Below are 11,262 nucleotides of genomic sequence, written 5' to 3'. Positions count from 1 at the left end.
GTAAATGTACGATTTAACTGAACATTTTTTTAATCAGCTTACCTATAATAAAAACCGCTTTCTGAGAGAAGCCTCAAAAAGCGGTTTTAGACAGACTGATCCTGTCAGAAACCCTTTTGAAAGCCTCTCTGGACTTCAATTAAAAGGATTTTATGCAGCTTTATTTTCGTTAAACAGCGACTCTTCTTCCTTTATTCTGCCCGGAAGAATTAAGTTCAATGCGATTCCTACAATTGCAGCCAGTGCCATACCCGGAAGAATAAATGATTCCGAAAATTGTACGTATGCTCCACCTACACCGATGATCATGATGACTGAAGCGATAATCAGATTTCTTTTATAAGAAAAATCTACATTTGCTTCAATGAGCATTCTGAGCCCGCTTGAAGCAATGATTCCGAAAAGAAGAATTGATACACCGCCCATAACAGGTGTTGGAATTGAGCTGATCAGCGCTGAAACTTTGCCGACGAAGGCGAAGAAGATTGCAAGCACTGCTGCGCCTCCTATGACAAACACGCTGAAGATTCTCGTAATGGCAAGCACGCCGATATTTTCACCGTATGTCGTGTTTGGAGGTCCGCCAATCATTGATGCAATGACTGTTGCAACACCATCTCCAAGGATTGACCGGTGAAGACCCGGCTTTTCCAAAAAGTTTCTGCCTACTACTTTACTGACAACCATCTGGTGACCGGTGTGTTCCGAAAGTGTGACGATCGCAACCGGAACCATAATTGCAATGGCTGTCCATGAGAAGCTTGGACTGTAATGAACAAATGGCATATACAAATCTGGAACTGCAAACCATGGTGCATCAATGACCTGCTGGAAATTGACCAGCCCGGCGAATAAAGCAGCAATATACCCTCCCGTAATACCGACCAGTATAGGAATTAAGCCGAAAAACTTTTTAAAGTAGATGGAAGCAATGACCGTGATTGCCAGCGTGATCAGTGCAACCGTGATGTGCGTTCCGCTATATACAAAGTCAACTGGATCTGCAAGCGGATTTTCATACATTGCCATGTTAACCGCCGTTCCTGCCAGGCTTAATCCAATAACGATAATCACCGGACCTACGACAACCGGTGGCAATATTCTCATTAGCCAGTTGACGCCGAATTTGTAAATCAGCATTGCCACCCCGCCATAGGCAAGTCCAGCGAAAAATGCACCAAGCATAGCCGCCTGCGGTCCTCCGATTTCAGTTGCAGTGATAATCGGTGCGATAAAAGCGAATGATGAGCCGAGATAAGCCGGAATCTGACCTTTTGTAATTAACAGATATGCCAGCGTCCCGAGTCCGCTTGATAACAGTGCTGTTCCGGGGCTTAGGCCAACCAGCATCGGAACAAGCACTGTTGCTCCAAACATTGCAAATAAGTGCTGTAAACTGAGTGTCAGCCATTGATTTAATTTTGGTTTTTCTTCTACATCAAGAATTGGTTTTGCTGTTTGGATATTCGTCATTGAAATTCCTCCTGTAAAAAAAGCCTCTTTACCAGGTGCATGGCAAAGAGGCTCGGAAGGATACACGTATATCCTCCATCGACTCCTTTGCCAGCCTCTCTGGACTGCATTAAAGGATTTTATTTATGAATGGTCACTTGTTCACTTTTATCTGTTTCAAGTAATTCGACGCTGATTTTTTCATCACTTGAAGTCGGTATATTTTTACCGACAAAATCAGCTCTGATCGGAAGTTCTCTATGTCCCCGGTCAATTAACACTGCCAGTTGAATCTGAGTTGGTCTGCCATTATCCATAATCGCATCCATCGCAGCTCTGACGGTTCTGCCGGTATATAAAACATCATCAACGACAATGACTTTTTTATCGTTTACATCTAGTGAGAGTTGTTTGCTGTGAACAACAGGTTCACCGGAAGTATGTTTTTTTTCCAAATCATCACGATACATTGTAATATCCAGCTCTCCGACTGGGACTGTTACCTGCTCGATTGATTCGATTCTCTCTTTCAGACGTTCCGCTAAATGGATGCCTCTCGTTTTGATTCCAACCAGCACACAGTCTTCAACGCCTTTATTTCGCTCAATGATTTCGTGCGCAATTCTTGTTAGCGCCCGTTTCATCATCTGCTCATCCATCACTACGGTTGCAGACATTCAATCAATCCCTTCTATCAAAAAAGCCCTTCCGGCTATAGGCAGACGGAAGGGCAGAAATATAACAGGTATATTCGCTAAGCCTTTCCTGCCTCTCTGGACCGGATTAAAGGTTTCAGTTATTAAGTTGTTTTCATTCTAATCTGTATCCTGATTATTGTCAACGGCTACTCTTAAATTTTCGACAAAGTGATCAAAGCTTTCCGGAGCAGGAGCAGTAAATTCAACATACTTTTCAGTTGATGGATGAACAAACCCCAGGACTCCTGCATGCAGCGCCTGACCGTTCAGATTAGGTGTTTTGCGCGGTCCATATTTCGGATCCCCTGCAAGCGGATAACCGATATATTTCATATGAACACGGATCTGATGTGTGCGGCCCGTTTCAAGCTCACATTCCACGAGTGTAAATTCTTTAAAACGTTCTATAACTTTAAAGTGAGTAATTGCCTGTTTACCGCCATCAACTACTGTCATACTCTGACGGTCCTTTTTGTCACGGCCAATTGGCGCATCAATCGTACCATCATCATGCGGGATAATACCGTGAACCACAGCCATATATTTTCTTGTTACACTTTTATCCACTAACTGCTGTACAAGTTTTTCGTGTGCTGAATCATTTTTTGCAACCATTAAAAGTCCTGATGTATCTTTATCAATTCTGTGCACAATGCCGGGACGCAATACACCATTAATTCCAGAAAGATCTTTACAGTGCGCCATAAGACCGTTTACGAGCGTACCTGTAAGATGCCCCGGCGCAGGATGAACGACCATCCCCTTAGGCTTATTAACGACTAGTACGTCAGCATCTTCATAGTAAACATCAAGATCCATTTCCTCTGATTCCACATCAAGCGGTTCAGGATCGGGAATCTCAATCAGGATCTCATCACCGGTTACGCTTTTGTAATTCGGTTTTGTTGTTGAACCGTTTACAGTCACATTTCCTTCTTTAATCCATTGCTGTACCTGATTTCGTGACCAGTTATGTTCAAGCCCTGCCAAAACTGCATCAAGGCGTTTTCCTTTTTCATTTTCCTGTATTAAATGTTGAATGTTTTCCATTTTTCTTCCTCTTTTCTTGCACTTCTTCTAATATCATTTGAAGAAATAACATGATTACTCCAATTGTCAGTGCCGCATCAGCAATATTAAAAATAAAATTAAAGAATGTAAACTGTATGAAGTCTACAACCTCCTGCCTGAAGATGCGGTCAATAAAGTTACCAACTGCCCCGCCCAGTAAGACCATCAGACTAGCACTGAATAATTTATTTCCTATAGCATGTTTGTGATAATAATAAAGGATACCTGCAATGACAACCAGCGTGACGATATAAAAAAGCCACATCTGTCCCTCAAGCATTCCCCATGCCGCGCCTGTGTTTCGATGCGAGGTCAGATAGAAAAAACCATCAATGACATTGATTGATTCTCCTACTTCCATATTTCGGACCACTAGCAATTTTGTCAGCTGGTCCACTGCAATAATCATTAAAGCCAGCAAATAATAGATCACTTGTCTACCTCCGTTATCTCGTTGCAAACCCTTAAAATATTGTAGCATAATTCCAGACCTTCAGCATGATAACCGAAGATGTTTTGCAAATAGTTTAACTGAAAGTGAACATAATATTAGTTTTTTGGTCTTACTGCGTCTGATTTTGGATCATCTTTGGTACTTTTCAAGCAAAGCTTGAAAAGCCATGCCTGTAAACAGGCATGGCATGAGCCAAAATCTATGCATATACAACTTAAAAAAGTTGCCGGTATATTAACCGACAACTCTTTGATTTTTATTCTGCTGCTACATCTGCATAATTCTCTTTCACCACTGTCGCACATCTTGTGCAAAGTGTCGGGTGATCGCTGTCGTTGCCAATATCTGTCGTAACAGTCCAGCATCTTTCACACGTTTCACCTTCTGCTTTTTCAACTGCAACTGTGTGTCCGTCAAATTTAATTGCCTGTTCAGGAACATCATTAGATGCAGTTGCAAGTTCGAACTCTGATACAATAAATAACTGCTTCAGATCTTCTTTTACAGATGAAAGAAGTTCATACGTTTTTTCATCTGCAAACAGCGTTACTTTCGCTGCCAGAGATTTACCGATCAGCTTCGTGCTTCTTGCTTCTTCAAGCGCTTTTAATACATCGTCTCTTACATCCAGGAAAGCATTCCATTTATCAAGCAATGCCTTTTCATCGTCGTATGCTGAAGCTTTTGGCATATCAGTCAGCTGAACGCTGTCTTCTTCAACACCAGGGATAAATGTCCAGACTTCATCTGCTGTATGAGAAAGAATTGGTGACAGAAGTTTAACCAGTGAAACCAGAGATTCATACATCACAGTCTGCATTGCACGTCTATCAGCATGATTTTCTGCTTCGATATACAGAATATCTTTAGCGAAATCAAGATAGAACGAACTAAGATCCGTTGTACAGAAATTATTAATTGTATGATAAATTGACGCAAATTCATAATTCTCATATGAATTTGTTACTGATTTTACCACCTGATTCAGTCGCACCATCATAAACTGATCAACTTCTCTCAAATCTTCAAAAGAAACTGCATCTTTCGAAGGATCAAAATCAGCCAGGTTTGCCAGCAGGAAGCGCAGTGTATTACGCATCTTACGGTAAACTTCAGCAACCTGCTTTAAAATTGGATCAGATACACGAACATCTGCCTGATAGTCAACTGATGCAACCCACAGTCGGAGAATGTCTGCACCAAGCTGATTCATTACTTTAGATGGCAGAACAACATTCCCAAGAGACTTACTCATCTTACGGCCATTACCGTCAAGAGCAAATCCGTGGCTTAATACACCTTTGTAAGGCGCTTTTCCAGTTACCGCTACACCTGTTGTCAGAGAAGAGTTGAACCACCCTCTGTACTGGTCGCTTCCTTCAAGGTAAAGGTCAGCAGGACGCTGCAGGTCATCACGGACTTTAAGTACTGATTGATGTGACGAGCCGCTGTCAAACCAAACATCCATAATATCCTGTTCTTTTGTAAAGTGTCCATTCGGACTTCCCTCGTGAGTGAACCCTTCTGGAAGAAGATCTTTGGCATCTTTTTCAAACCAGATGTTTGAACCATGCTCGGCAAAAAGATTGGATACATGACTGATCGTTTCTTCAGTAATGATCGAATCACCATTTTCAGCATAGAAAACAGGGATCGGAACGCCCCATGCACGCTGTCTCGAAATACACCAGTCACCGCGGTCACGGACCATGTTAAAGAGTCTTGTTTCTCCCCAGCCAGGGATCCACTTCGTATCTTTTACCGCCTGCATCAGTTCTTCTCTGAATTTATCAATTGAAGCAAACCACTGTGCAGTTGCACGGAAGATAATCGGTTTCTTCGTTCTCCAATCATGAGGATAACTGTGTGTAAAGAATTCAAGCTTTAATAAAGCGCCCGCTCCTTCAATCTTTTCAGTGATTGGTTTATTTGCTTTGTCATAGAACAAACCTTCAAACCCTGGTGCCTCCGCAGTAAACACACCACGGTCGTCTACAGGACACAGAACGTCCAGACCGTACTGCTTCCCGACGATAAAATCATCTTCACCATGTCCGGGAGCAGTATGAACACACCCCGTACCTGCTTCGGTTGTAACATGATCACCTAAAACAACTAATGATTCACGGTCATATAAAGGATGTTTAGCCGTTACGTTCTCAAGCTCTGCTCCCTTGTAAGTTGCAGTAATTTCAGCCTGATCCCACTCCATTGTCTCCTGTGCTTTTTCAAGTAGCTCTTTTGCCACAACGAATTTTTTACTTCCTGTATTCACGACCACATACTCTAATTCCGGATGCAGTGCAATTGCCAAGTTAGCAGGAATTGTCCATGGCGTCGTTGTCCAGATAACAAAAGCTGTATCATGATCTAATAAACCTTTTCCATCCTTCACATCAAAAGAGACATAAATAGATGCTGAACGCTTATCCTGATATTCAATCTCTGCTTCTGCCAATGCAGATTCACTTGATGGAGACCAGTAGACAGGTTTCTTTCCTTTGTAGATATACCCTTTTTTCGCCATTTCACCGAACACTCGAATCTGTTCAGCTTCATACTCAGGGTTCAGTGTGATGTATGGATGATCCCAGTCACCACGAACACCGATACGCTTGAATTGTGAACGCTGGTTATCAATTTGCTGAAGTGCATACTCTGCACATTTTTCACGGAATTCAGCAACTGTCATTTCTTTACGCTTAACACCTTTATTCGTAAGCGCCTGTTCGATCGGAAGTCCGTGTGTGTCCCAACCCGGAACGTATGGAGCCTGGAATCCGCTCATTGATTTGTAACGTACAATAAAATCTTTCAGCACTTTATTCAGTGCGTGTCCCATATGAAGGTCTCCATTTGCATATGGAGGACCGTCATGCAAAACAAAAAGCGGACGACCTGCTGTTCTTTCCTGCACTTTTTTATAAATGTCCATTTCAGCCCATTTTTCCTGCATTTCAGGTTCACGATTTGGCAGATTACCTCTCATTGGAAACGCAGTTTTCGGCATTAATAATGTATTTTTGTATTCCATTTTTTCTCCTCCTCATTTTTCAGAAAATAAAAAACTCCCCCATCCCCTGGAAAGGGACGAGAGAGCCTGTGCTTCACGCGGTACCACCCTTATAGGAAAAGGTTAAAATTTTCCCACTTAAGTAACGGTTAACGCTGTCACACGTTCAGGCTTACTGACTTTCAGCCTGAAAACTCCGGGATGATTTTCCTCTTTTCTGCCGTTCCGGGCTTTCACCATCCCCGGATCGCTGCTAATCGGTCATGAAGTAGAGTACTGTTCCCTTCAATGTTGTTCGAATGTATGATTGCAAGAAAATTAAATTACATTTTATCATTTTTATTATAGTAATATAAATCTAAAACGTCAATGATTCTTAATCGTGTCGCTCCAGACTTTTCAGTTCTTCGGTATCAAGGTCATATTCCATTAATTCGTCCCAGTCATCGTTGCTGATTAAATCGAGCTGAGCTTCAATCAGCATTTTAAAGCGCGTACGGAAAACTTTTGACTGCTTTTTTAAATCTTCAATCTCAACTGCAATTTTACGTGCCTTTGTTAAAGACTCGTTAACAATGCGGTCTGCATTTTTCTCCGCTTCCTTAACAATGAGCTTCGCTTCTTTATTAGCGCTTCGCTTTACTTCTTCAGCTGCTTCCTGGGCTACAACAATAGATTTATTAAGAGTATCCTCAATTGTAGTGAAATGACCGAGTCTTTCAGTATGGTTTGAGAGTTTCTCTTCAAGCTCTTTCTTTTCACGCAGTACCAATTCATAGTCTCTCATAACGTGATCTAAAAATTCATTGACTTCATCTTCATCATAGCCTCTGAATCCCCGGCTAAAATCTTTATTATGTATATCGAGTGGCGATAATGGCATAATCTGCACCTCCGTGTCTTTGTTTTCCTATCATCCATTATACTGATGATTCGACCTTTTGTGTGAAAATCCTTTTAATTCTTCAATATTTCAACTGAATGTCCTAGCTCTGATAAGACTTTTCCAGCTGGTTTGAACAAGAATGCTACGACTGCAGGAAATAAAAGTTTAATCTGATTTTCTCTTTTTTAGTCATTCCACTCAGTTCACCTACACGCATTCTCCCATGACCTCTGACAGAAATCATATCTCCCTGATCTAATTCAAATGAGGTTTTTTCTTCCTGTCTGAAATTGACTTTTACTTTACCACCCTGAATCAGCAGCTGGGCTTTTTGTCTGGATATATTAATCGCGCTGGCAAGCACTGTATCAAGGCGCAACGAAGAAACTAACACATTTTTTTCAGCCCATTTATTCTCAGGCTGAATGACATTCCCCCACTTTTCTTCAGTCAGGTTTACTTTTGCTTTTCCGGCCTGAATGAAATTCATGATTAAGAAATCTTTCATTTCTTTTGAGGTAATGAGTTGAATACGTTCTTTTGAAGCGAGTATATCACCTATTACTTCTCTTTTGATACCTAACCCCATCAGGGAACCTAACACATCTCCATGGGACAGCAGTACAAATTTTGAAGGGTAACCGACATCAAGAAGCACCAGTTCAAAATCTTCAATTGCAGGTGTTAAATAATCCGGATAAATGAGCGCTCTTTTTCGTTCACTCTCATTAGTTCCACCTTCGAAAACTGCTTTGACCTCTCCGGTATTTCCTATGATTGAATGAACAATATGCTGTTGCCTGGGATCCAAAAAATAAGTGAGCTTTGGGGCATACTTGAACTCCACATCCTGTTTCCATCCCAGGACCTGATCAATAAATCCTTTTTCTTCCTCTCGGAAATGCTGATAAATTGACATCTTTTCACATCCTTTAAATTAAAGAAGCCCGGTGATCGCCACCGGGCCTTTGGTTTCAAATGATCATATAAAATAGCTGCCTCAAGCCACTAATCGCAAAGTTCAGTGCAAGTATCGCAACCAGTGGTGATATATCAATCATTCCAAGTGGTGGTATGATTTTCCTGAATGGTTCCAGATAAGGCTCACATAGTTTTGCGAGTAACTGTCCGAAACTGCTTTCCCGGGCATTTGGAAACCATGAAAGCAGAATATAAATAATCAGCGCATAGCTGTAAAAAGTCAGTAACAGCTCTAGTACTTGAAATACAGAATATAAAACACTTTGCATACTGTTTTTAACCACCTATCATCTTAATCTTCTTGAATTAAGTCCGTTATATTTCCACTTACTTCTATGTTATCAGGTGTACACAAAAAGATATCTGTTCCTACACGCTGAATGTCACCACCGATTGCATAAACTGTACCGCTCAGGAAATCAACGATCCTTTTAGCCTGATCCTTACTGATACGCTGAAGATTCACTACAACTGCACGATGACTCTTCAAGTGATCAGCAATTTCCTGGGCCTCAGCATACAGCCTCGGTTCCATCAGAACCATTTTTGATGATTGCTGAATGCTTTGCAGACTGACAACATTCTGCTTTTGAGAAGACTTTCTCACACTTCTCGGTTCTTCAGGCGCTTCTTCAGTCAATTCTTCCATATATTCCTCTTCTTCACCAAAGAAAAAATCTTTAAATTTCGTTTTCATCCCCATAACACGGATTTCCTCCTTTATTCTCCGACGAGCGAAGATCCGATTCTTATGTAGGTAGCCCCTTCTTCAATGGCAATGGTAAAGTCGTTTGACATGCCCATTGACAGCTCAGTACACGGTGCATGCTGCAGATTTTTAGCAGCTATTTTATCCCTGAGCATTGCCAGCTGTTTAAAACAGCTGCGGATCACCTCTTTATCATCAGTCAGCGGCGCCATTGTCATTAATCCAATTACGTTTATTTTATCATAGTTTGCCAGTGCTTCGACAAATTCAATCGCATTTTGTGGAGAAAGTCCATGTTTTTGTTCTTCTCCAGACACATTTACCTGAATGAAACAATCAATTTTCTCTACTGCACGCTTTTGAATTTCTTTCGCAAGCGACAGACGATCAAGAGAATGCAGGTAATCTAATTCATTAATGACACTTTTCACTTTTCTTGATTGCAGCGATCCGATATAGTGCCATTTCACTTCTCCATTGATCGCCTCGCTTTTTTCTGTAAAGCCTTCAGGGCGATTTTCTCCCAGGTGGATCAGTCCTGCATTCACTGCTTCCTGTGTGCGCTCATTGCTGACATACTTCGTTACTGCTACTATTTTTACTGAGTCAGGTTTTCTTCCGGCTTTTTCAGCAGCTGACTTAATATCATTGCTGATTAAAGCCAGTTTTTCAGATACTTTCAACTTTATTATTCCCTCCATCCGATCACAGCAGACATCCTGCCTGTTTTCCCGTCGTCTCTCCGATGTGAAAAAAAGACGTCTTCATGACAGGCTGTGCACATTTCGCTCAGCAGAATATTTTCTTCTTTTACACCTGCCATCATTAACAGCTGTTTATTTAACTCCTGTAAATTAAGCTTGTATTGATTGTCCCCGATTACTTCGTATAATTTATTATGCTCAGACAGTTCTTGGGGAATCTGATCAATGACTCTGCTATCAACCTGATAGCAGCATTTTCCTATTGAAGGTCCAATCAGGACATGAATTTTGTCCGCACAGACACCGGCTTCAGAAGCCTGTCTGATCATTTCACCGGTGATATTGCTTACGCTGCCTTTCCAGCCCGCATGTGCAACCCCTGCAAACCCAGTTTCAGGTTCGGTAAAGTAAACCGGTACACAATCAGCAAATCCAAGCGCGAGTCCAAGCCCCTGATCAAAAGTCCAGAGGCCGTCTGCTGCTTTTACTGCTTTTTCATATGAGTCAGTCCCCATGCCTGCGTGATGTGCATTCACCTGCACAACCCGTGTACCATGAACCTGATCAGCAAAAATCCAATTCTTCAGATCCCATCCGCAGTTTTGTGCTATGATGTGACGATTTTGAATGACATCATTCGGTTGGTCATCCACATGTAATCCTGTATTAAGAGAAGAAAAATGCTTTTTACTGATGCCTCCATGTTTTGTTGTAAAGACGGCAGTCAGATTCGGAAATTTTTCTTTCCATACAGCAGATTCCACAAATGTATTTGACTTGTCAGCAATCATTCCCATAGTGATCAAACCTTTCTGTACGCACAGAGATTCCCTAAAAGTGTATCATAAATTCGCAAAAATCTCTTTAATTCATTACTCCATCAACTTGAGGAATATTTCTTACTAAAATGACATCATTGCCGATCTTGGCGACATCTTTCCATTTAATCCTGACCTCTTCACCGCGGTTAAACCATCCGCCTGAAGACTGCAGAACAAATGAATCAATCATGCCGGTTTGAACATTTAAGTCGATATCAGCGATTAGACCTAATTTTTTCCCATCGGTAATTGACACAACATCTTTTGATTGAAGATCAGAAATTCTCATCATCTATCTCCTCCCTACCTTATACTATGCAAGAGAGCTTGTTTTACGAAGCAATGAAATTTTTGCTTATAATAGAGAAGTTTTTTCTATGCTTGATACACTTCAGCTCAGCATGTAAATTGTTTTACAAATCGAGTAGGAGGGGAATTTTCATTCCCCGACCTCTCACACCACCGTACGTACC

General features: G+C 41.4%; 12 protein-coding genes and 1 other annotated feature. All 12 genes read right to left on the bottom strand.

Annotation, left to right across the window (positions count from 1 at the left end):
* Positions 1-150: 150 nt before the first annotated feature.
* The 12 genes from uraA to E2626_RS02455 all read right to left on the bottom strand — a co-directional run bounded on the left by uraA (position 151) and on the right by E2626_RS02455 (position 11,081).
* Positions 151-1,473, bottom strand: a complete 1,323-nt coding sequence (gene uraA, locus E2626_RS02510) for a uracil permease (protein ID WP_134379350.1) — start codon at positions 1,471-1,473, stop codon at positions 151-153.
* A gap of 119 nt (positions 1,474-1,592) precedes the next feature.
* On the bottom strand, positions 1,593-2,129 hold the full coding sequence (gene pyrR, locus E2626_RS02505) for a bifunctional pyr operon transcriptional regulator/uracil phosphoribosyltransferase PyrR (protein ID WP_134379348.1): 537 nt from the start codon (positions 2,127-2,129) through the stop codon (positions 1,593-1,595).
* Positions 2,130-2,267: 138 nt separating this feature from the next.
* Positions 2,268-3,200 carry an RluA family pseudouridine synthase gene (locus tag E2626_RS02500; protein WP_134379346.1) on the bottom strand — a complete coding sequence of 311 codons (933 nt, stop codon included), beginning with the start codon at positions 3,198-3,200 and terminating at the stop codon, positions 2,268-2,270.
* Positions 3,166-3,654, bottom strand: coding sequence for a signal peptidase II (gene lspA, locus E2626_RS02495; RefSeq protein ID WP_134379344.1), 489 nt, complete (start codon positions 3,652-3,654; stop codon positions 3,166-3,168). The genes E2626_RS02500 and lspA overlap by 35 nt, the downstream gene beginning before the upstream one ends.
* Positions 3,655-3,931: 277 nt before the next feature.
* Positions 3,932-6,709, bottom strand: coding sequence for an isoleucine--tRNA ligase (ileS, locus tag E2626_RS02490; protein WP_134379342.1), 2,778 nt, complete (start codon positions 6,707-6,709; stop codon positions 3,932-3,934).
* A 49-nt stretch (positions 6,710-6,758) separates the two neighbouring features.
* Positions 6,759-6,986 (bottom strand) — a binding site (T-box leader).
* Between the two features lie 78 nt (positions 6,987-7,064).
* Positions 7,065-7,571, bottom strand: a complete 507-nt coding sequence (locus E2626_RS02485; RefSeq protein ID WP_134379340.1) for a DivIVA domain-containing protein — start codon at positions 7,569-7,571, stop codon at positions 7,065-7,067.
* A gap of 145 nt (positions 7,572-7,716) precedes the next feature.
* Positions 7,717-8,493: a YlmH family RNA-binding protein gene (locus tag E2626_RS02480; RefSeq protein WP_134379338.1), complete on the bottom strand. Its 777-nt coding sequence runs from the start codon at positions 8,491-8,493 to the stop codon at positions 7,717-7,719.
* Positions 8,494-8,548: 55 nt separating this feature from the next.
* The gene (locus E2626_RS02475; protein WP_134379336.1) at positions 8,549-8,824 is read right to left on the bottom strand and encodes a YggT family protein; all 276 of its coding nucleotides are present in this window, start codon (positions 8,822-8,824) and stop codon (positions 8,549-8,551) included.
* Between the two features lie 23 nt (positions 8,825-8,847).
* Complete coding sequence (locus tag E2626_RS02470; RefSeq protein WP_134379334.1) at positions 8,848-9,258, bottom strand: cell division protein SepF; 411 nt, start codon at positions 9,256-9,258, stop codon at positions 8,848-8,850.
* A 17-nt stretch (positions 9,259-9,275) separates the two neighbouring features.
* Complete coding sequence (locus tag E2626_RS02465; RefSeq protein ID WP_134379332.1) at positions 9,276-9,947, bottom strand: YggS family pyridoxal phosphate-dependent enzyme; 672 nt, start codon at positions 9,945-9,947, stop codon at positions 9,276-9,278.
* 5 nt (positions 9,948-9,952) lie between these two features.
* Positions 9,953-10,765 (bottom strand): peptidoglycan editing factor PgeF, encoded by an 813-nt coding sequence (gene pgeF / locus E2626_RS02460; protein ID WP_244094229.1) that lies wholly within the window; start codon positions 10,763-10,765, stop codon positions 9,953-9,955.
* A 67-nt stretch (positions 10,766-10,832) separates the two neighbouring features.
* Entirely contained in the window at positions 10,833-11,081 is a 249-nt protein-coding gene (locus E2626_RS02455) for a YlmC/YmxH family sporulation protein (RefSeq protein ID WP_134379330.1), read from the bottom strand.
* Positions 11,082-11,262: the final 181 nt, after the last annotated feature.

Origin of the sequence: Jeotgalibacillus salarius (assembly GCF_004405125.1) — a bacterium.
Taxonomy (GTDB): domain Bacteria; phylum Bacillota; class Bacilli; order Bacillales; family Jeotgalibacillaceae; genus Jeotgalibacillus; species Jeotgalibacillus salarius.
The sequence above is the reverse complement of the archived record's forward strand: the minus strand, read 5'-3'. Positions and strand labels throughout refer to the sequence as shown.

Bases quoted from the DNA above. Each gene is read 5' to 3' on its own strand.
- uraA (WP_134379350.1), bottom strand. From the start codon at position 1,473: ATGACGAATATCCAAACAGCAAAACCAATTCTTGATGTAGAAGAAAAA.
- pyrR (WP_134379348.1), bottom strand. From the start codon at position 2,129: ATGTCTGCAACCGTAGTGATGGATGAGCAGATGATGAAACGGGCGCTA.
- E2626_RS02500 (WP_134379346.1), bottom strand. From the start codon at position 3,200: ATGGAAAACATTCAACATTTAATACAGGAAAATGAAAAAGGAAAACGC.
- ileS (WP_134379342.1), bottom strand. From the start codon at position 6,709: ATGGAATACAAAAATACATTATTAATGCCGAAAACTGCGTTTCCAATG.
- E2626_RS02485 (WP_134379340.1), bottom strand. From the start codon at position 7,571: ATGCCATTATCGCCACTCGATATACATAATAAAGATTTTAGCCGGGGA.
- E2626_RS02480 (WP_134379338.1), bottom strand. From the start codon at position 8,493: ATGTCAATTTATCAGCATTTCCGAGAGGAAGAAAAAGGATTTATTGAT.
- E2626_RS02475 (WP_134379336.1), bottom strand. From the start codon at position 8,824: ATGCAAAGTGTTTTATATTCTGTATTTCAAGTACTAGAGCTGTTACTG.
- E2626_RS02470 (WP_134379334.1), bottom strand. From the start codon at position 9,258: ATGGGGATGAAAACGAAATTTAAAGATTTTTTCTTTGGTGAAGAAGAG.
- pgeF (WP_244094229.1), bottom strand. From the start codon at position 10,765: ATGGGAATGATTGCTGACAAGTCAAATACATTTGTGGAATCTGCTGTA.
- E2626_RS02455 (WP_134379330.1), bottom strand. From the start codon at position 11,081: ATGATGAGAATTTCTGATCTTCAATCAAAAGATGTTGTGTCAATTACC.